Raw genomic sequence first — 21,154 nt, forward strand, 5'->3', positions numbered from 1 at the left:
CATTATAAAAGTAACATCTCATGACTGTTATCCAAATAATCATGCTTGCTGCTGTTTTCTTAATAGCAAGCATTATCAGTGTGATTGCTGGTAGCACTTCCCTCATTACCGTGCCAGTCATGCTTGAGTTTAGAGTTGAACCGCGCACTGCCCTTGCGACTAATATGCTGGCGTTAACCTTAATGAGTATTGGAGGTACATTGCCTTTTATTGGTAAAAAAGTGATTGATACACTTCGCTTACCACTACTGATAGTCCTAACACTGGCTGGCTCAATTTTGGGAGCATTACTTGTTCTTATTGTGCCGTCAAAATCAATGCCACTTATTATTTCTATTTCAATGATTGCAGTTGCTGTGCTGTCAATTGCCAACCGAAATGCTGGAGTCGTTCCATCTGTGGGAATACCTTCACGGATCGCAGAAATAGCAGGGTATATAGTCACTTTCGTGCTTGGTATTTACGGTGGCTTTTTCAGTGGCGGTTACGTGACTTTGCTAACAGCAGCCTACATTATGCTATTTCGTATGACATTTATTCAAGCAATAGCTACGACCAAAGTCATTAATGTATTTTCCTCACTTGTTGCCACCCTAATATTTATAAAGCATGGAATAGTAGATTACCAACTAGGTATGATTCTTGGTCTTGCTATGTTTATAGGTGGAATTATTGGAGGGCGTATGACCCTTAGCTTGAGTAATGCCTGGTTACAACGTATTTACCTGACAGTTGTGGCTATTCTTGCATTTATAACACTGCGTAAATCTCAGCAACAAAATCACTCAACTAGCACGACTAATCTGACGATTGAATAACTAACAGTTCTTTTGCTTGTGAGTCTTGGCTGATAATTTCACCTTTACGGTCAAACAAAACAGTCCCAACTTTAAGGGGAACATTGGCATATTTTTGCACGTAAGCTTGAGCCTTCTGACTAATCTTTTCCGCCAGTATCCCAAATACTGATTCCGACAAGCCCAGTTCTATTAATTTTTTGTGTGCTGCATCAGCAGTCTTGGCATCTAAAACTGCTTGCACTGCTTGTATATCACCGCCAACTGTAACCACCGCTGCACTAATAATTTCTAATTTGGCATCTGCTAAATGACTAGACGTATTGAAAATTCCACCCGCCAGCTTAATCAGTTTACCCTGATATCCCAGCAACAAAACAGAACTTGCTTGGTATAGTCCAGCTTCTACCAACAACGCACCAATCCAGTTGCCTGTTTGCACAATTGCTGATTCTGGTATGCCTAAACGTTGTGCGACTTGCATACCATTGCTACCAATACAAAATACGAGATTAGGACAAACTTTGACTTTATCCTGCAACGACAGCCGAAATTCTTCTAGGTGATCAGCCGCAGACAGGGGTTGAGAAATTCCGCTGGTTCCCAATAAAGACAATCCCTCTAAAATGCCAAAGGCTTCATTCGAGGTACGTTTCGCTAGTTGACGACCTTCGGGAAGAATAATTGTCACCGTTGCCGTTTGCTCTGGGGGAATCAGAGGTAGTAAATTAGCATCAAACAAGCGACGGGCATAGTTATAAATTGCTGCTTCTCCAGAAGCTGTTTTTCCCAAACCCTCACCCGCTTCTAAAACCAGGGCTTGAGATTGCCTTTCGGACAACCTCACCCAAGCCCAAATGGGCGTGTTCCTTGTTAAATCTAAGTTATCACCTGGATCGCTGAGTGTCACTGCTAAGGCACTTTGAGCATCTAAAGCTGCAACCTGAGAAATGGGAATCTCTGCTTTTTCAGGGAGGAGGTCAATCTCAACCGACAGTTGAGAATCGATTTTTTCACGCAGATGCATCAAAGCAGCTTTAGCCGCCGCTACTGCAAACACTGGTAGGGTATAACCTGTACGAGCCATAGGGCTGTCAAATGAGTTTTTATAAACATATTTGCTTCTACTATAGGGGAGAAAGCGCCTCCAAAGAGCGCAGCCAACTTGGGTGAGTGCTAGTGAAATAGTACGGAAAACAGGTTTTAATGATTCTTGGTTGAGCGATCGCGAGAGGTCTATTTTGGCAACAATTAAGTGTAGAAATGTGACGTTTTCCAATATCCAGGCGATTCTGTTTGATAAAAACGGGACTCTGGAAGATTCTGAAGCTTATTTGCGTACCCTCGCACAAAGAGGCGCACGAATGATAGACGCGCAAATTCCTGGAATTGGGGAACCATTGTTAATGGCGTTTGGGGTTAATGGCGATCGCCTCGATCCAGCGGGTTTAATTTCGGTGGCGAGTCGTCGCGAAACAGAAGTCGCCGCTGCTGCTTATATTGCGGAAACTGGGCGGGGATGGTTTGAATCTTTAACGATATCTCGTCAAGCTTTGGAAGACGCGGAAAAATATGTTGGTAAGGCTGCTTCACCTTTGTTTGTCGGTAGCTTAGAAGTACTCAAGTCTCTATCGGATGCAGGGCTGAAATTAGGAATTCTTTCAGCAGCGACAACCGAAGAAGTGCGTGCGTTTGTCCAAAATCATCAATTGAGTGATTACATTCAACTAGAAATGGGAGTTGATGAAGGTCCAAGTAAACCAGATCCAATTTTATTTTTGCAAGCTTGTCAAGCTTTAGGAGTGGAACCAAGTGCCACGCTGATGGTAGGAGATTCTGTGGGTGATATGCAAATGGCGCGTAATGCTAAAGCTGCTGGTTGCATTGGTATCACTTGGGTAGGAAAGGCGGAGAATGTTAAAGGTGCGGATGTGGTGATTAATCAACTCGATGAAATTCAAGTTCTCAGTGAATGAATTGCATTTATTAACTACACTTTATCCAACTCGTTATGGTTTGTAGTAAGGACTTCAGTCCTTGCTATATCAGTCGAAGAGGACTAAAGTCCTCACTACGAACTTATCAAGGTTATATTACTGGACTTGATATGAGTTGTACAAAAAACTAGCTAGAACTCAAACTTGTATTGCGATAGTTAAAGAAACCTGGTTTCTTGGAAAAAACCTGGTTTCTGGGCTGGTGATTATTTGAACTGTATTGGTCAAAAAGGGTGCAACGCGAAAAAGTAAGTTCTAACAGAAATCATTTGCCTTTTGTTTGTGTTTAGTTGTTTCCTTTATTATTTGTTTGTGTTTATGATTACTAGGGTTTTGTTTGTGGTTGCTTGGGTGGTTCATTACCATCTCCTTTATTTCGGTCCCAGGCACTCGCCCCTGCACCGAAGCCCCCAGTAGCCAACCATTCTGCCTTCAGGAGCGACCACCAATCGGCTGTCAGTCCCTGAGTAATATAATCGTATGGAAGCCAGCCGTAGCCGCCTTGACCCCAACGAGTTCCCCAAGAGTTGCGAATCAGCAAAGCTCCCTCCGCTTCCGTACCATCTCCATTTTCGATTTTCTTGCGGTCATGATAGCCAACTGCAACTACTGTATGACCACCAATGACTTTGTCTCGTTTATGGGGTAGAGGAATATGCCCTTTTTGTACATTGAATTCATCGTAGACAGAGTTGTAGAGTGTGAACCCAAATATACAGGGAATTTCAGATGCAAGCAGCACCTTCACTTGCGCGAGCAGCGTGTATCTAGAGATTGAAGCATAGTCTAGGCGAAAATATTTAAGCGTTTTGTAGTTTTCGGCAAAAGAATAGCAAAAAGGTGTTGGTTCCTCATCAAACTTATCTTCCTCATAGGTCCAATACTGTTCTGGGCAAACTCCAAACGCAACCATTGCCTTCATCGTATCCCGTACGGAAGCACCTGAATCTCCCTCTCGTTGCATTAAGCTTCGTGTGACTTTGTAGAGAAAGCGAGGAGAGCCATCAATATAGGTGTCAGAACTTTTTTTCTGGGCATATTCGATTAAGGCAATTGCAGCATGGGCTGTACAGGAGTTCAATGCTCCCTGATCTTCCACTGGAGAACACCAGTAGCTTAAATCAACAAATTCTGGTAAACACAAAAATACACTCTGATTGTCTTTATTATCATCTTTTTGATTTTTTAAAGCTTCAGCAATACGTTCATCAAGAGTCCGATTAATAGGAAACAACAAGCTATTCTTCATCTGTTGAGACGAGTTTTGAGTCGGTTTAGGTGAAGTTTGATTTGAACTGTTTTTTTCTGGCTTAAAACGCATTTCAAATAGGAGCTTTTTACCCTGCTTTTTCGTCTGGCCACTTACTGAGCCATTAGTCTGATGCTGCTCCTCTTTAAGAGTTATTATCTGGTTTTCAAAATGTGAATGTAACTCCTTTATAAGGCTATGGTCTCTGGCTATACCAAGATTATATTCGTCAATCGTATCCCGAATAAGATTTTTTGTCTCTTTTTCGTCGTCTTTGGGATCATTAAATAAATGCTCGATTTTTTTTATTCCTCGCTCCACTGCTTCACTGAGGTTCCTGTATTGACCCAATGGCATCAATATCTCCGCTAGAATTTCAATAAGCCTTAGGTAAGGCTTTTGTAATGGGTCATGTAATTGGTCAAGATTTGACACAATAGGTTTTATGAATTGTAGAAATTCCTGGCAGATTGTGGAATTTGATTTTGAGGATTCTAGTGAAAGAAGGGATCGGAATTTGTTATCGGATAATTCAACTATTGGCTTGGGAATTCGTGACGATACAGCTATTTCTGTTTTTTGGAATAACTCAGGTACAATCTCTAGCGGATAAGCCAGATAAAGTAGCATCATGTACCTTTCAAAATTATCGATCATTGACCAGAATTCTTCATTTAATCCTTCATCTAAATCTTCTAAAATATTAGACTTTGACTTTATATCGGGAGAAAATCTTAAATAGTTATCTTTAAAAATTTCATAAAATTGTAAGAATATTTCAAGAGGATCAAGAATTTTTTTCTTAAACCCATCCTCATTAATGATTTCCGTCAAATCCCTCAAATCAAACGCAGAAAATCGAGAAAATTTAGAAAATTCGGTTTCTAAGTTGCTTTTAAACTGTTTTACTATCTTTATGATATCTTCCTGATCTTTCTTAATAGCGTTTTTTGCATCTTTTATTTCTGTTATAGCAGGGTCTATTTCTACCAGTATCTTTTGGATGTGGGAAATGTCATTTCCTACTAGTACTAGCTTTACTAAAGAGATTATATTTGCTAAATTTGTAATGTTTGGTTCCGTCTGTTTTTTTTCTTCGGGTGGTTCTTGTACCTCTGGATTTTTTTCTTTAGGAAGATATTGTATTAAAATATCTTTAAATTTATGCAGATTTTTTATAATAGGAAATAAATAGACTGTTAAGATACCTTGACAGACTTGATTACTAAGTAGATTATTTTCATCTGGCATATACTTTGTAAGCCAATCTTTATATTTTTCAGCATTGCGTTCAATAAAGTAACGAAATTCCTCTATATCTCGAATAAAATGTGGACCGTTGGCTAAGAGAGCTAGGACATCCATCTCATCCTTGCCGACTAAACCATCGACTGAACCATCATTATCTTTTAACCATTTTTGAGTCTCTAAGACCCGTTTGACTGCTTTATCTGTTTGGGTATCAAACGTGGTGTTAGTTAGGACAGGTTCATAATTTCTAAGATCCTCGTGAAAATAGCTCCATCTCGACCATGTCAAAATGATGCGTTCCAAGTAATTCTTAATCAGTAAAACTCCCGAATCAGCCATTCCCACCTTAAGAACACTATGAAGTTCCACAGTTTCAAACCGAAAGTCACCGAAAATGTTTTGGTATAAGTCATCCCGGATCTTATTGAGTGTTTGGCTGTTTGGCTTGTTCTCATTTTGGAGTTTTTGGCTGTTTGACTCGTTCTTATTTTGTTGTTCTACCAGAAGACCTAAAAGACCTAAAGCCTCATAAACCTTTTGTGCCAAATTCTCAATAGAGGCAGTATCACCGTGACTTTGAATTTTGTTTGATAGATTTTGAATCGCCTCGTTTGCTAAGGTGTAGTCGTTAACATCGGGATAATCTGGAATCCAGCCTGTTCCTCTCTTTTCCATTTTCTTTCTCCTTAATTAAGTAAAAGTTACATTAATTGCACAAATGAGGTGAAACATTTGGGTGTGTCTTCAAGTAATCATGGATCTGGCTGCATCCCTTTGCCACCATCCCCTTCAAACTGAGATCTGACACATTCCATAACAAAACAACTCCATCTGCACCAGCAGAAACTAACAATTTGCCATCAGGACTAAAACTTACAGAATTCACATCAGACTGATGTCCGCTCAAAGTTGTGATTAAAGTTCCATCTCGTCGCCAAAGTTTGATAGTCCGGTCACTACTGGCAGTGGCGATTGTTTGTCCATCTGGGCTGAAACTTACGCCAAGCACGGCAGCAGTGTGATCATTGAGCGTTGTTATTAGTTTTCCGTCTAATTTCCAGAGTTTAATAGTCTTGTCAGCACTGGCTGTAGCAATCGTTTGTCCATCTGGGCTAAAACTGACATTCCAAATTCGACCTGTGTGTCCCTGCAATGTTCTGATTTCTGTATCATTTAGATTCCATAACTTCACTGTCTGATCATCACTGGTAGTGGCAACTATTTTCCCATTCGGACTGAAGCTAACACTCAACACTCTGCCACTGTGTCCTCTGAGGGTTTTAAGTTCTCTACCGTCTAAACTCCAAAGTTTAGCAGTTCCATCATCACTGGCAGAAGCGATTATCTTTCCATCTGGACTGAAGTTGACTTTACGGACGGGCTCATGATGACCTCGTAGTATTTTCACTGTTTGTCCGTCCATACTCCAGAGTCTTACAGTTGCATCGTCACCACCACTGGCAATTGTTTGTCGATCTGGACTAAAGCTAATGCCATGAACCCTGCCTTGATGTCCTTTCAAGGTGGAAAGCAACTCACCTTCTGAACTCCACAACCTCACCGTTTGATCGCGACTTGCACTCGCTACCCGTTTGCCATCCGGGCTGAATTTAGCACTAGTCGCAGAACTCTTATGTCCAATTAAAACAGTTAGCCAGCTTCGATGCACCTGCCAGAGCTTCGTGATGTTATCATTACCAGCGGTCGCTAGAATCTGTCCGTCTTGACTGAAATTTACACTGGGAATTTGTCCCTTGTGACCTTCCCATGTGTCTAGCAGTCTCCCATCTCGCGCCCACAGTGTTATCTTTCCGTCGAAACTACCAGAGGCGATTATTTGTCCATCGCTACTGAAACTGAGGCTCCATACCTGTTCCGGGTGTGGGAAAGTGCGTAGGACTTGACCCTTCTGATTCCAGAGCTTTACTGTTCGATCTAGGCTAGCGGTCGCAAACACCTGGCTATCTGGGCTAAAGTCTGCACTCGTGATAGCGCCAGTATGTCCAGTGAGGGTTTTGAGCAGCTTTCCGTCTCGTGTCCAGAGCTTTATCGTCGTGCTGTCACTGATTGTCACAATCGTATTACCATCAGGACTAAAACTTACTTGCGTCACCCCTCCCCGATGTTCCCCTAGGGTCTTGAGAAACTGACCGTTAAGTCGCCACAGTTTCGCTGTTTTATCTTCACTGCCAGTGGCAATCGTCTTACCATCAGGACTGAAACGGACACTAAAAACCGAGCTATGATGAGCTTTGATAAACCGTATTAGCTTACCATTGCGATCCCAAAGCCTGACCGTTCCATCTTGGCTACCAGAAGCAATCGTCTGTCCATCAGGACTAAAACTGACGCTCATCACTGGCTGCGTGTGTTCTTGTAAAGTCGCAATTAGGCTGCCATCAGAACGCCACAGCTTTACTGTATTGTCATAGCTCGCTGTAGCAAGCATCTGACCATTCGGGCTAAAACTGACACTTTGAACAACATCTTCATGTCCTTCCAGACGGTTACGCTCTCGCGTCCAGTAAACTGCTTGACCCAACGTTGCCTGCATTTCAGCCTGCTTTTGTGAATTGGCGTTGCCCCAAACCCGTGATTTTGAGCGTTTGACAGCATCTAAGCCAACCAATAAAGCATCCAACGTATTTCTATTAACGGCAAAACGGGCTTCTGAGGTTTGCCCTAAAGCAGCGATCTGACCTGTTTCGGCTCTCTGATACTGAATGGTCGAGAAAGCAGCTAGTGCTAATGCCACAGCAGAAAAAACAGATAATCTAGTAACCGTTCGGCGGCGTTGACGATCGCGTCGTCCTACACTAGCATCAATAAACTGATTGGCAATATCACCAAACCCACCCAACACCTGATTAAATGTCTCATTCTGTTTGAGTTCCAAAGCTTGCTCTAGTCTTGAGCCACCCCACAATTCATCATCTCCTTTCGTCTTTTGCCACTGTGCCACATCTTCATTCAAACGGTTGCGCAAGGCGATGCTGTTACGGTTTTCTCCAATCCATTCATTCAACCGTGTCCAAGAAGTCAGTAAAGCTTCATGGGCAATCTCTACGGTGGAGACTTCAGAATGAGGTTGACGATCGCTCACTAACAAGTTTTGATCAATCAACTGAGTCAACACTTTTTGTTCGAGTTCTTCGCTAAACTCAAATCGCATCGCCCGTCTACGAACGGGTTTCCACTCAGTTCCCGATTCTTCATCCCCACCAATCTCAACGAGCCTCAAAAAGATGCGTTGTATGCACGTTTGCTCTTCTTTTGTCAAGTTGTTGTAAATGTTCTCAACTCGTTGGTGGAGTGCGCCCCACACGCCACCTAACTGCCGATAGGTATTGATATTGAGTGTGCGATCGCCAATATCGTGATTTTTAACTTCTGTTTCCCACACTAAATTCAGGGTGTATTGCAACAACGGCAAATATCCTGCCTGTCCTTGGACATTGTTGATGATTTCTTTTACCAATCCCTTTTCAAACACGACCCCATGCTGAGCAGCAGGCTGTTCGATTGCTAACCGTAATTCATCCTCTTGCATCTCAGCAATGAACGGACGATGTTTATCTGTAGCCTTGACAAGCTGAGGATAAGGACTTAAGTGATCAAGAAAATCAGCCCGCATTGTTGCCACAATTTTGACGGAACGCTGCTTAGTTTTACTCAATTCCACCAAGCTGTTGATAAACTGGTCACGTTTACCAGGTTGACTCGTGGTGAACAACTCCTCAAACTGGTCAATAAAGATGAGCCAATAATCATCAGGCTGCTTCAGGCGATTTACCACCTGAGTGAGCGTACCAGCTTTAGCCTCACGGGCGACTTGGGCTTCTGCTTGCTTGTATTTACTGAGTAAACTGGCATAAAAAGATTCAAAAGGGTCACTATCTGGGGTAAACGTCAGGTGTACAAATCGCGATCGCCATTTCTGTGACAGCCAGGGAATTAAACCCGCTCGCACCACTGATGACTTGCCACTACCACTAGCTCCTAAAAGTAAAATTAAGTTAGTTTGTTCTAGTTCGTTAACCAAACTTGTAAGAAATTGGTCACGACCAAAAAATAGGTCTTTGTCTTCTGGCTCAAATTTCTTTAACCCTTTGTAGGGTGAGGTTTCTATAAATTCACGGGTTTTAATCTCTTCAACAGCGATTTGTAGAATCTCTGTCTTGTTAAAAGTAACAACGTTGCTGTCACCCTGAATCTGAACATTATCATCGCCGATCGCCGCTGTCATTCCACCACCCAATGTGGCGTTTTCCACGTGCTGCTGAAGAATTGGCTGTTGGGTGGGCAGCGAATTTTCCTGATTGTCTATAGGTTGGTTCATAAACTAAAACCAAAGAAATTCTTAGGAACACCCAGCCAAACAGGTAGTTGTATCAGTATTAATTTAATATTCTCCCACACAGTAAAAGTAGCGACAGTTTCCGTTGTAGTTTTTAATGTTTCTGTCATCCGTTTGAGATTTCCAGCTGCTAACTGTTTATCCGGTTCATCTGATTGCGCTTCTTCCTTGGCTGCTGCTAAATACCTGAGTGATTTTTCTTTTGTTGCTTCTGGCAATTGAGAGGTTGATTGAATCAACTGCTCAATCTTTGCTAGTAACTGAATCACATCTTCCTGGGTGAGTTGTTTTTCATTAGCGGAGGCAGTATTTTTAATTTTCATAGTTTGTTGGTTGCGGTTGCCTTGTACCCCCTGCATTCCACCGTACATTTGCCCACCACTAAGACTTTGGGAAATTCCACCAGAGTATCTTGGCTGTGAGTTGTTTTCTTCTGATGCCAACACTACACCTCTGGAGTTGGTTTTGCCTTGTGTTTGTTCACCACTCGTTTCTGCATCAAAAGAAGACGATGAGCGCCGCCTTGCTTTGAGTACTGGTGTTTCTGACTCTGGAATTCCTTGTAAGTCGATAGAAGCACAACCGACTTCAAAACAATCCTCATAACGTCTGCCAACACCTAGTGCATCATAGAATCCAATGGCAAATTCAATAGCAGCCATATCCCCAATCGCCTGATTCATGCCGATGACATAATCAATATGTTGGTGAATTGCCGCTGCTTGGGCTTGCGAATAACAGGCGTTGAGCAAAACACACTCAATCTTGCCCTGGAACAACCCAAATAACCTTGCGAGTGATTCTATACTCACGAGTTGCACTTGTCCCAAATTATTCTCCAAGGCTAAGCCAGTACTACCTGAACCATGTCCAGAAAAGTGAACGATCGCCGGTTGGTGTTCCAACAGTGCGCGGCGCAAATCTTCAACTCGTATCGCCTCGGAGGTAACGATTTCAAACTGCTCTCGATTGTTAGCAAGTTTGATCGCCCCCTTAATTTCCCGCACCTCTTGGTCTAGGCGCAGCTTATCTGTATTTTTAGGATTTGCGGATAATATTAAGATTTTTTTCATGATGCTATCTGTTCTCGAATACAGTTTTTACAAAAACAGTTAGTCAATAGATGAATTTGGTTAATTGTCTGCTTATCTAAATTTTCAATAGTTGTCAGTCAAATCAACTTATGCACTTAGAGAACTCATCCAGCAGAATTTTTGTACAAAAATAGTTAGTCAATTGATAAATTTGGTTCTCTAAATTTTCAATAGTTGTCAGTCAAATCAACTTATGCAGTTAGAGAAGCCATCGAGTACAATACAGCTTTTGATAAGATATTTATCCATTGTTTAGCAAAGATTAAGAAACTTAATTTTTAGCAACTTCACTCACAAGCGCGATCACATATCGCGCTTCTTACTTCGTTGCAATACAGTCGGAACCCCACCCCTTAATCCCCTCCCCGCAAGCGGGGAGGGGAAGTTTTGGCGCAAGACAAAACTGGGGTGGGGTTCTTCAGGATTTATAAGCAATTAAGCAAACTTGATATTATATCATGTCCGGTTAAACACTTGTAATAAAAATACCCTGCCCCTAATCCCCAGAGGGGTTTGGTGAGTTCCCCAACCCTCCCCAAGGCATCGGGGAGGGTGCCGTTAGGCGGGTGGGGTTCTTCAGGATTTATAAGCAATTAAGCAAACTTGATATGACAAGCCCATCAGTTTTCTCAAATCCACCGAGTCTCAAACGCATCTTGCCCATCCCCATAAATCAAGTCCCCATATTCCTGCCAATAAGCTACTTCTTCAGGGGAGAGTTGGGGTGCTTGCAAAACAGATAAGTTTTCCTCTAATTGCTGCCTGTTTTGTGGGGCGGTAAGTGCCACATGTACCGCAGGATGATGTAGCACGTAGCGGTAACAGTCTGCTGCCAGTGGTGGTTTATGCTGCCAGTTGGGATGCCCTTTCAGTAGTGTTCCCCAGCGTGTGCAGGTGAACGCAACCAGGGGAATGCCTGCTTTTTGAGCGTTAGGGAAGACATTTTCTTCAGCTTTACGGTGTGCCATGTTGTAGCGGTGCATCAAGACATCACACGCTTTGCGCTCTATCATTTCTAAGGCGATCGCTCTATTATGAGTCGTCACTCCCACGTAACGTATCAGTCCTTTGCTCTTCCATTCTTGCAATGCATCAAGCATTGCCTCAACCTGAGTCATGTCATCATCAGGAGAGATATATTCAGCAAAAAACACATCGACTTCATCGATATTTAGGCGATCGCGCACAGAGTCGAAGTAATGACGCACGCTGCTAACATCTCGTTCTTGAGTTCCCGTTGCTACTAAGACTTGCTCACGCTTTGTCGTTAGTAGCAGTTTTAATCCATCCAGAAAGTTTTCAGATTCTAGATTATAGAAGAAGAAGTAATTCAGCCCTGCCTCAAACGCCTCTGCAACATAGGCAGCATCCATTGAGTCTCGCCCTGCTAAACCGAGAATACTTGCTGAAAGTCCTTGTCGTGTTGTTAACTCCACGGTCAATCACCTACTTCATCTATCAATTATAGAGTCCTGTCCTACTTGCTCTGGTTAATTAGAAAGCAATTGGGCGTTTAATGCTTTGGTGATGCGATCGCAAGTTTCTTCCAAGTGCGCTAGTGTGTAAATATCCAGCTTTGGACCTTGTTGTATGAGAGTCGCATCAATCGCTTTGAGCAGTTGGCGCAATTCATACCAAGCTATTGTACGACCATCTTCAGGGACATAAGTCGTACGCAACACCATGTCTAGCAAAATATTCAGATGTTCCCGTTGCAGTGAACGGCGGATGCTAGAAATTGACATATGTGAGCTAGAGCCTAAAACTTCTGTCCAAATGCCTTTTTGCAATGTGTCAAACAGTTCTGGTATTGTTAGGGCTTCCCCAGGCAAAGTTTTGAGTTCGATATCGCGTAAACGATTCAGGCGATCGCCATCTAACAACCTTCGTAGTATTGCACTTTGAAGGTATAGAATACGTTCATGAATTGGATAATCCAGCCGCGAGACGGGTACGGGGTTACCCCAGTGTGAAAAACGCGATGGTGCTAACTGATTAAGCAATTGCGGTGAGAAATCGAAAGCATTTTCACTAAAAACATACTCCTGCAGTTTTGTCAAGCTGTAGCGTTGTTTTTCTAAAGGAACTGCTACAAAGCGAGCGTGAGTCTCATCCAAAGGATGGTGACGCCTAAAAGATTGCCCACCAATGTATTGAGTCAGCAAGGCGGCATTACGGAAATAGTATTTAAGTATTCTGTTAAATAATAGACGTAGGTTGCTATAACTTTCTCCTTTTAATGGAGAACGTTTGTTGAGACGCTGCCACATCATGCGGGCATTATCCATTTGCCACTGGGAATAAACTAACACATCGTTACTCATGTCCCAGACATTTGCCAGAGGATTGATGTCCCAAATATCTTCATCAGTAGCGTAAGATAATTCTGGCTGAGGTGACGCTACAGCAATTTCCTCCAAGAAAGCTTTTTCATTCAAAGGAGTCATCTCCTCAAGCATGAGGTGCGAGTACCTTTTGTAACCGTACTCAATTGCCCATTCATCGTAAGGACCAATAACCACTGGGAAAAAGTCGCCTTGCTGGACTCCTTGTGGTGCGATATTCACAGGCAAATAATCCATCACTGAACCTACCAAACCTTTAGCGTGAGTGATTTCAGTGTTGTTTAATTCCTGGGGTGTTAACATTGTGCTGCCGTGAAAGTTGTGGCGCAAACCAAGAGTGTGTCCAACTTCGTGAGCGATGAGATAACGTAAATATTGATGCACGTACTTCTGCATCTGTTCAGTATTTGGTGTTGCATCTTGCACCAATGACAGCGCCAGCGCCCCCATAGCTGCTTCAAAAGATGACTCGATGCTATAGCATTCGTCAGAATCTTTCTCGGTTGTCAAGAGTTTAGCGTCAAAAGTCGAAAGTAAATCAGTATGAGTACAGTCGGAAACTGGAATCACATTGCTGCCCCATTTTACTGTCTCTGGGCAAGAAGTAGGATTGAAATGAGTTGAAGCCCCAAATACGAAATGACTACACCATAATCCCCTATTTTCAACTCTTGACTCTTTTGGTTTGACTCTCGACTGTGCGTAGACACTTGGAGAACGTCTTCCCACAGAGTAGTGATCATCTGAATTGGCTTCCATCAGTGCGCGATAATCTTGCTGAATTGAGCGCACCATGTTGGCATCAACAATGATGTCTGCATCCAATATTTCTCCCGTGAGTGGGTTGACGCGCACTGGTCCTCTAGCGAAACCTGCATCCAGAGAATTAAACCAGCGAATCGTATTGTAACGCACATCTGCTGGCTGCCAATCAGCATCATCTGGCATCTGCCGCACTTCAATAGCATTTTGAAATCCTGCTTTTTCAAATGCTTTGTTCCACATCAAGACACCTTCACGAATTGCGTCGCGGTACTCTAAAGGGACGGCATTTTCAATCCAAAACACAATCGGCTTTTTGGCTGGAGACAAAGAAGCATTTGGATCGGATGGTTCCAGATGCCAACGATTAATGTAACGTACAAATGGTTCTTTTCCATTGTTGCGAGAAAAGTCTTGGAAAGCAGTAATAAAATATCCGACTCTGTCGTCTGCAAGTCTGGGAATATAACCGTTGTTTTCTCTCAGTTGCGAAAAACTATAGTGTACCTTAAGACTGAGTGCCCTGCTATCAGGTAAGGTGATTAAATTTGCTCCTTCCGGTGAGGAAAAACCGTAAATCGAATCAATCTCTAGGTTTAAAGGAAAGGTGTTGACTTCGCCAAAATATGACTTGTTTTGTTCCAAGTTATATTCAGCTTGCAAGGAGTATTTTAATACAGAAGTTAATCCGGGAAAGTCTTGTAATAGTAGATCACTTAAATTAATCAGAAGATTTTTACTGTATGGATCTATACAAACTATCTCAACTGCATAAAGAACAGAGTCGCTAAATGAACGAGCAAGCGATCGCTGTTCTGGTTGACCTGCTTCTGTGCGAAACTTAACATTACGAACAACAAAGTGCAAATTATTATTGACTCGCTGGAAATAGAAGAGGAAATCTTGCAGAGGTAGTCCACTATAAAGCCCGCTTTCCCCAATCCCTGATTCTAAAGTGACTACACCTAAATAGTTTTTATTAAGTTGTTCTGGCTTAATTTCCCAGTAGATTTCGTCAGACTCCTTACTGCGGTAAAGCGTAAAAAATCCTTCTAACTTATCTGCACCCTTAATTATCTCTCGAAATTGCCGAAAATCATCCTTTCGGTTCTCTTTAACTATATTCTCACCACTGACAAACCTTTCAACTCCTGGTATCGTACTCAATTGCTGCACATAAACATCTGAAAGTTGGTTGGCTTGTGCGCCATTAGCCCCTAACAACAGGTTATACACTAACAATATGCATATGAATAATTTTGTAAGCCAGTCTTTCATCCTTTCGCTTCCCCTAGCAAAGCGGCTTTTCTATCCGCATCCCTCTTGAGTATTAATAGATTAGCTGTTTTTATCTACTGAAGATAGTTGCATATTTTACCAAAGTAAGAATAAAAGTTTGCAGGAGGAACACAGAGACTAGGGAAACAAGGGAAACAGAGAGTATGGTGTGTGCGATCGCGAAGTGGGCGCTCTGCGCCATCGCCTCCGGCACTGGGCTTTGCCCAATCGCCCTTTAGGTAGCTTCTGTATGCTGAGATCTTGCACCTATTGCAACAGTGAGTCGTCAGAGGCTCCAAACCCTCGTTACCAGGTTCAACCTGGTAACGAGATATTAGAGCCTCTGGCTCTTGTTGGCTGCAAGATCTGAGCCTCTCACAGACGGCGATCGCCAATATCATCAAGTGCAATTCGAGAGCGATCGCCTATAAAATGTGCCCAATCGCCCTTTCTTGCAGTGGCAAAGCCAATCGCAGAACAATAAGCTTCACTGTACTGCATACAATTGCAAACTGCTATAGCAATCCGCGCAGGATTTATGAAAAATCTTAAGTATTGTAGGGTGGGCAGTGCTTACCGTATTTTGCCCACTACATCCGGGTTTTGCGTTCGCACTGCCCTCCGCAAGCGTGTCGTTCAAAAATCTGCACAGGAGTCCTATATATTTGCGATCGCTCAGCGGGTACTTTGGGCGATCGCCATGCAGGGTGGCTCCTGTGGAGTGCGATCGCTGACTCTGAGGCTGGCGGTTAGAAACCGCGCCTACACAAACGAAGTCTGCGGAGGCAGACTAAAAACTGCGGATTTTAACCCAATACAGTTCAGTTAAGACTCGATCCTCCCTAACCCTCCTTAGAAAGGAGGGAATTAAGCCCCCCTTTTTAAGGGGGGTTGGGGGGATCAACAGAATTGAACACTGCTAACTGAACCGTATTGGATCTTAACCCTTGCCTTGCGGGTTTTGTTTGTATAGCCGCGACTTCCAGTCGCCAAATCCACTCACTTAGCGTAAAGCTGACAGCGTGGCAGAACTGTCCGTCCTTCCTCACGCACCAAACCCGCACCCCGCAGTCGCCAGAAGACGCGCTGATCATCGCAGGTATTTTGGCGAATAATTTGCAGCAGCCCTTGAATCAATTCTGTTTTTTTGTGCAGCAGCGAGACATGGTGACGCAAATGATCACCAAAAGGACCATTCCCAGCAGTCGCATTGGCAAACAAGTCAGTCGTGGAAATTTGCTGACTCGCGACTAAATAAAGCGCCCGACGTACCAAGTAAGGATGTCCACCCAATAAAACTATTAATTGTCTTTCCTCGTTGGGGTTGAGGGGTGAACCGTGACGCTGATTGAGGTCAGCCACTTGTTCTGGTGTAAAATCTTGTAATTCAATCACCTGCCCAACATTAAAAGGTGATTGGTTGAGGTCGTCAATCAGTTGGTAAGGTTCAGTGGAAGTCACCAGCGTCAAATCCAGCTGCTTCCAAATGGGCATGGTGGCGCGGCTATTGTGCCAACTGCGCAACATCCCAAAAAAATCATTGCGGAAGTCAGCATCAAAAACCTTGTCTACCTCATCAATTGCCAAAACTAAGGGTTTGCCCAACTCTTTTAAAATGTAGCGTTGAACGTAGCTGGTGGAACGGAGGTTGTTCCCCAGTGGAGTCTTCCAATACTCCTCCACTCGATCTTCCATATCCAATTCATAAGTCAGCCAACTGCAAAACCCCCGAAAGAAAAGTTCAGCATCTGTGAGGGCAGATTTGTCAAAAAGTTGGAAATCCAAAAAAGCAACTCGCTTACCCGCGTTCACCGCAGCTTCAATTGCCCGAATCAACAGCGAACTCTTACCAACTTGTCTCGGTCCTTTAATGGCAATGGTGACTCCCCGCTGTGCAATTGTTTTGATTGCAATAGCATCCGATGAACGTTCCACATAAAATGCAGATTCGCTGTCCATCGTCCCGGATGGCATTTCCAACGCCACAGGTTGTGCTGAAGCAAAAGGACGGGGTAACAGTGAAGGTTCACTCGTCTCAAGTAAAGCAGCTTTGGCTTGCACCGCATCAAAAGGTAACTCGCCACCTGAGATAGCTTGTGTCAACTCTGCTATCAGCCGTGGTGTATCCTCTTCACCTTGCCAAAAAGCCCAGTTGATATCGTTCAGGTAACGACTCAAAGGATACTGAAACGGTTGCCGATATGCCAAACGCACCGGCAAAATAGCGGGACGTCCTCCCTGCACTTGCGCCATTTCATGCGCCATCTTGATTTCTTGCTCTACCATCTCGCTGTGGACTGATTGAGCCGAAAGGAAAACAATGAGAAAATCAGCTTGACGAATTTCCCCTTCAATGCGTTCAGCCCAACGCGTACCAACTAGCATCTTCTGGTCGATAAAAACTTCGTGCTGCTGCGACAGCGCCTGAAAAACCTCTAAAGCAACTGGTTCATCTGGCTCAACATCACGCTTGTAGCTGATAAAGATGCGCTGGCGTGTCGTCTTCTCAGGAATAGGATTATTTCGCGATTTTCTTTTAAAGACTGGAGTTTCGTGTTCCTTCAAACCAAAAAGTTGAGAGCAACCCAACTCATAAGCAAACTCCATCTTTTCTCCAGCGGCTAAAGCATCGTAAAACGCCACAGCAAAATTAATCGCCGCTTTATCCCCTATTTCCCGATTCATACCAATCACATACTCAATGTGTTGGCTAATCGCTTCTGCTTGCACCTCTGAATAACAAGCGTTCAGCAGAACACACTCAACCCCTTTTTTGGCAAATAGCTTAAACATACCGAAGAGCGCATCTGCCTGCACAAACACTATTTGCCCCGTGTCATCCTCCAGCACAATGCCATCTTCAAGAGCACCGTGTCCGCAGAAGTGAACAATCTGGGGCTGAGTGTCCAAGATTGCTCGGTAAAAATCGCGCGATCGCCGAAGGCGGGCACTCCGTGCCATCGCACTGCCCATTTCTGCTCTAATTTAAACTGCTCCCGCTTGTTTGCCCGCCGCAATCCTTCATCAATTTCCCGTACCTCTTCATCCAGCCGCAACTGGGAAGTGTTTCTTGGATTCGCCGCCAAGAGCAAAATTGTTTTGACATCGGTGTTATTACTCATAGCGCGAGTATGATCAAAGTTTGAGAATTTATATATTGATAAATATACTGATATATGTATAAATAACAGGCTTAGCACAGTGCAATATCTTACACATACCTATATCTTATAGAGAAAAGCAAAATCAACTTATGCAGTATAAATGGAAAGAGATTAGAAAATCTTGCTAGTTAGGTATTTCCAACAAATAAATTATTCAATCTTGTATGGGGTGGGCATCTGGTCATACGTGTTTAAGGCAAGAACCTTGTAATTACCTTGCCTCATGCCCTTATATTTGCCCGCGATTCTCACTTCACCCCACCCCGGTTTTGTCTTGCGCCAAAACCTCCCCTCCCCAAAGCTCGGGGAGGGGATTAAGGGGTGGGGTAAACCAACGTGGGATAAACCTTTGAACGTGATTGTTGACACCAATGGCATCTTCCCCAGAAATACACTTGCTATGGCAATCCAGTTTGATTTTTGAAAAAAGTTAAGTATCTTTCGGGTGTGCCTTGCCCACTAGATCTGGGTTATATCTGGGTTTTGCTGAGCATTGCCCACCCTACGTGTATTTCTACTGAAAAGTAAGACGTGTATTTCTACCCAATCTTTGATTTGGTGTGGTGTTTCCCCCACCGTTCTCGTCGCCCAGTCCTACACAACGATGATCCTGAGTTCTGAGTTCTGGGTTGTAGAGACGCGCCATGGCGAGCCAGCGCTGCAGGAGGGTTTCCCGACAGCAGGCGACTGGCGTCGCGTCTCTACATTTGTGAGTTCTTTCTTGTCAAACCTTATTTTTCTGAAACAGCCGCCGTTTCCGCCTCTTCTCAGTTTCTTCTCGCAATGGTACGACTTCCGCTTCACTACTCTGGCGTGCAACCCGAATCAGTAAACCAGCTCCGAGCAAACTGGCAATCATTGAATTCCCACCATAACTAAACATGGGCAAAGGCAAACCAGTGGTTGGCAAGGCACCTGTCGCAACACCAATATGAAGTAATGATTGTCCCACCATCAAAACTGTCACGCCGATCGCCACCAGTCGATACACTGGATGCTTAGCCTTAAGGGCTACAATTAATCCTAGCGTGGCGTATAAAGCTAGTAGTAGCAACAGCACCACGCCACCAACGAAGCCAAACTCCTCAGCAAACACCGCAAAAATAAAATCAGTGTCCTGAATTGGTAAATAAAACTGCTTTTGTTGGGAAAGCCCAAACCCAGCGCCCCATTTTTCACCAGAACCCACTGCTAGCAAACTTTGTACCAGTTGATAGCCATCCCCAGTTGCATCAGCCCAAGGATTGAGGAATGATAACACTCGCTTACGCTGATATTCTTTGATACTGATGCTGAGCCCTGCCAACAACACTCCCCCAACTGCGGTTCCTCCCAAGTACTTGTAAGGTAACCCAGCAGCAAGGGCAATCAGCCAAATCGTCATGCCGCACAATGCTGTTGTACTCAAGTTGGGCTGCGCTAAAATACCTAGAATGATAAGACCAAAAATACCCAGCCAAAAGAAGCGAACGCGCCAACTCAGTTTTTCCCACTGACCAAAAACTCGCGCACTTTGCAGCACCAAAAACGGTTTAATTAATTCAGACGGTTGAATTGGAATCGGTCCTAAAGCTATCCAGCGAGATGCGTCAAAAGCCTTCCTTCCTAATCCTGGTATTAAGGTCAGGAAAATCAAACCTAACAGCAGTATCACAAACCAATGGGATATGCCCAAAATTCTACGCAAGGGCAAATGAACAACTATGTTGAATACTATTAAACCTACTAGCACCCATAAAATTTGACGCTTAAAGTAGTACAGCCCATCATGATGACGAACATCAGCTACGGCATAGGATGCCGAAAATAGCATGACTAACCCCACAAACAGCCAAACCAGTGTTAACCAGCGCAATAAACGCGCCTCTAATGCCCAGCTGGACACGGAGTCATCAAATAATGGAATCAAACGGCGTACATTCACGATTTATAAAACTTAAGGTGTAAAATTCATCGTTGAGAGTTGACGTTTATGATACCAACTTGTACTCAAACAAGAGATGACTTTTGAGATTGAGTGTAGGGTGTAGCGTGTGGTGATTCTCTATATTTAACGTGAGTTCGATGTATCCTGATTTGACCCCGCTTCCATTCCTCTCCCCTACAAGGGGAGAGGCTTAAAAATCCCATTTTTACGTAGCTCCTCCCTCTCCTACTACAAGGAGAGGGAGGTTGGGTGGGAGACTTATTCCTGTTTAAGGATAAGACCAATGGCGCGACGTATATATGCTTCCACTGGCTCATCAGCCGGCTGGAAAACCAGTGCATAAAGCATGATTCCGCTCATCAGGTCAAAAATCATATCACTGTCTGTATCTCCTTGGATTTCATGTCTTGCTTTAGCCCGTTCAATCACAACGTGAAAAGCTTGGCGTCTTGGCTTGAGGTATTTTGTCCAATACACTTGGGCAAACTGGGGACTGCTGGAAGCAGCGCCGATAATCATGGCAAGAATTTGACGACCCAAAGGTGTGAGGGTAGTTTTCACAGCACTCTCAATAATGCAGTCCAAGTCCCCCCCAACCGTACCTGTATCAGGAATCTCTATTTCTTCTCGAAGAGTCTCAATGGCATCTGCGACTAGTTCTTCTTTGGAACGATACCGTCGGTAGATTGTGGTTTTGCCGACACCAGCATCGGCGGCGATCGCATCAATGGTTATACGTTCGTACCCTATTTTCGCCAATAAGTCAAGGGTTGCCTGGAGGATGGCTTGATGAGAAGCAGCACTGCGCGGTCTTCCAGGTTGTTTTTTAGCGGAATCATTCATGCAATGACGAAAGAATTTTTTTCTTCAACAGACTTGATACTGGTCTTTAAGTTACGATACGATTTAGTTTCGTAAGTATTTGGTGCAGAT

At 43.6% G+C, this 21,154-nt stretch carries 14 protein-coding genes; 3 read left to right on the plus strand and 11 right to left on the minus strand.

Annotated elements, in window-relative coordinates:
* Positions 1 to 20 precede the first annotated feature (20 nt).
* The gene (locus AACT52_RS11575; RefSeq protein ID WP_073630988.1) at positions 21 to 818 is read left to right on the plus strand and encodes a sulfite exporter TauE/SafE family protein; all 798 of its coding nucleotides are present in this window, start codon (positions 21 to 23) and stop codon (positions 816 to 818) included.
* Here the strand turns inward: AACT52_RS11575 and cbiD are convergent.
* Positions 799 to 1,884 carry a cobalt-precorrin-5B (C(1))-methyltransferase CbiD gene (gene cbiD / locus AACT52_RS11580; protein WP_073630990.1) on the minus strand — a complete coding sequence of 362 codons (1,086 nt, stop codon included), beginning with the start codon at positions 1,882 to 1,884 and terminating at the stop codon, positions 799 to 801. The two genes, AACT52_RS11575 and cbiD, sit on opposite strands and share 20 nt — an antisense overlap.
* Before the next feature lie 154 nt (positions 1,885 to 2,038).
* Between cbiD and AACT52_RS11585 the strand changes: the two genes are divergently transcribed.
* Positions 2,039 to 2,773, plus strand: coding sequence for an HAD family hydrolase (locus AACT52_RS11585; RefSeq protein ID WP_073631027.1), 735 nt, complete (start codon positions 2,039 to 2,041; stop codon positions 2,771 to 2,773).
* Positions 2,774 to 3,119: 346 nt separating this feature from the next.
* Here AACT52_RS11585 and AACT52_RS11590 read toward each other — a convergent pair whose 3' ends face one another.
* From AACT52_RS11590 to AACT52_RS11615, 6 genes are all read right to left on the minus strand, one after another.
* The gene (locus tag AACT52_RS11590) at positions 3,120 to 5,969 is read right to left on the minus strand and encodes a C1 family peptidase (RefSeq protein WP_073630992.1); all 2,850 of its coding nucleotides are present in this window, start codon (positions 5,967 to 5,969) and stop codon (positions 3,120 to 3,122) included.
* Positions 5,970 to 6,000: 31 nt separating this feature from the next.
* Positions 6,001 to 9,633, minus strand: a complete 3,633-nt coding sequence (locus tag AACT52_RS11595; protein WP_083630254.1) for an NACHT and WD repeat domain-containing protein — start codon at positions 9,631 to 9,633, stop codon at positions 6,001 to 6,003.
* The gene (locus tag AACT52_RS11600; protein WP_073630993.1) at positions 9,630 to 10,724 is read right to left on the minus strand and encodes a CHAT domain-containing protein; all 1,095 of its coding nucleotides are present in this window, start codon (positions 10,722 to 10,724) and stop codon (positions 9,630 to 9,632) included. Before AACT52_RS11600 ends, AACT52_RS11595 begins: the two co-directional genes overlap by 4 nt.
* Before the next feature lie 650 nt (positions 10,725 to 11,374).
* Positions 11,375 to 12,181, minus strand: a complete 807-nt coding sequence (locus AACT52_RS11605; RefSeq protein ID WP_073630995.1) for an aldo/keto reductase — start codon at positions 12,179 to 12,181, stop codon at positions 11,375 to 11,377.
* Positions 12,182 to 12,235: 54 nt separating this feature from the next.
* The gene (locus tag AACT52_RS11610) at positions 12,236 to 15,130 is read right to left on the minus strand and encodes a zinc-dependent metalloprotease (protein WP_073630997.1); all 2,895 of its coding nucleotides are present in this window, start codon (positions 15,128 to 15,130) and stop codon (positions 12,236 to 12,238) included.
* A gap of 375 nt (positions 15,131 to 15,505) precedes the next feature.
* Entirely contained in the window at positions 15,506 to 15,631 is a 126-nt protein-coding gene (locus AACT52_RS11615; RefSeq protein ID WP_272937093.1) for a hypothetical protein, read from the minus strand.
* A 37-nt stretch (positions 15,632 to 15,668) separates the two neighbouring features.
* On the opposite strand from AACT52_RS11615, the gene AACT52_RS11620 reads away from it, so the two are divergent.
* Complete coding sequence (locus AACT52_RS11620) at positions 15,669 to 15,959, plus strand: hypothetical protein (protein WP_143172774.1); 291 nt, start codon at positions 15,669 to 15,671, stop codon at positions 15,957 to 15,959.
* A 170-nt stretch (positions 15,960 to 16,129) separates the two neighbouring features.
* Here AACT52_RS11620 and AACT52_RS11625 read toward each other — a convergent pair whose 3' ends face one another.
* The 4 genes from AACT52_RS11625 to AACT52_RS11640 form a co-directional block, all read right to left on the minus strand.
* Complete coding sequence (locus tag AACT52_RS11625) at positions 16,130 to 18,040, minus strand: AAA-like domain-containing protein (RefSeq protein WP_337251578.1); 1,911 nt, start codon at positions 18,038 to 18,040, stop codon at positions 16,130 to 16,132.
* Positions 17,953 to 18,252 (minus strand): hypothetical protein, encoded by a 300-nt coding sequence (locus AACT52_RS11630; protein ID WP_337251579.1) that lies wholly within the window; start codon positions 18,250 to 18,252, stop codon positions 17,953 to 17,955. The genes AACT52_RS11625 and AACT52_RS11630 overlap by 88 nt, the downstream gene beginning before the upstream one ends.
* Before the next feature lie 766 nt (positions 18,253 to 19,018).
* Positions 19,019 to 20,218, minus strand: a complete 1,200-nt coding sequence (locus AACT52_RS11635) for an FtsW/RodA/SpoVE family cell cycle protein (protein WP_073631001.1) — start codon at positions 20,216 to 20,218, stop codon at positions 19,019 to 19,021.
* Positions 20,219 to 20,479: 261 nt separating this feature from the next.
* Positions 20,480 to 21,064, minus strand: a complete 585-nt coding sequence (locus AACT52_RS11640; RefSeq protein WP_073631004.1) for a TetR/AcrR family transcriptional regulator — start codon at positions 21,062 to 21,064, stop codon at positions 20,480 to 20,482.
* Positions 21,065 to 21,154 lie beyond the last annotated feature (90 nt).

Origin of the sequence: Scytonema sp. HK-05 (genome assembly GCF_963872035.1) — a bacterium.
Lineage (GTDB): Bacteria > Cyanobacteriota > Cyanobacteriia > Cyanobacteriales > Nostocaceae > Kalymmatonema.

Bases quoted from the DNA above. Each gene is read 5' to 3' on its own strand.
- cbiD (WP_073630990.1), bottom strand. From the start codon at position 1,884: ATGGCTCGTACAGGTTATACCCTACCAGTGTTTGCAGTAGCGGCGGCT.
- AACT52_RS11610 (WP_073630997.1), bottom strand. From the start codon at position 15,130: ATGAAAGACTGGCTTACAAAATTATTCATATGCATATTGTTAGTGTAT.
- AACT52_RS11600 (WP_073630993.1), bottom strand. From the start codon at position 10,724: ATGAAAAAAATCTTAATATTATCCGCAAATCCTAAAAATACAGATAAG.
- AACT52_RS11630 (WP_337251579.1), bottom strand. From the start codon at position 18,252: ATGAGTAATAACACCGATGTCAAAACAATTTTGCTCTTGGCGGCGAAT.
- AACT52_RS11620 (WP_143172774.1), top strand. From the start codon at position 15,669: ATGAAAAATCTTAAGTATTGTAGGGTGGGCAGTGCTTACCGTATTTTG.
- AACT52_RS11615 (WP_272937093.1), bottom strand. From the start codon at position 15,631: ATGCAGTACAGTGAAGCTTATTGTTCTGCGATTGGCTTTGCCACTGCA.
- AACT52_RS11590 (WP_073630992.1), bottom strand. From the start codon at position 5,969: ATGGAAAAGAGAGGAACAGGCTGGATTCCAGATTATCCCGATGTTAAC.
- AACT52_RS11575 (WP_073630988.1), top strand. From the start codon at position 21: ATGACTGTTATCCAAATAATCATGCTTGCTGCTGTTTTCTTAATAGCA.
- AACT52_RS11640 (WP_073631004.1), bottom strand. From the start codon at position 21,064: ATGAATGATTCCGCTAAAAAACAACCTGGAAGACCGCGCAGTGCTGCT.
- AACT52_RS11595 (WP_083630254.1), bottom strand. From the start codon at position 9,633: ATGAACCAACCTATAGACAATCAGGAAAATTCGCTGCCCACCCAACAG.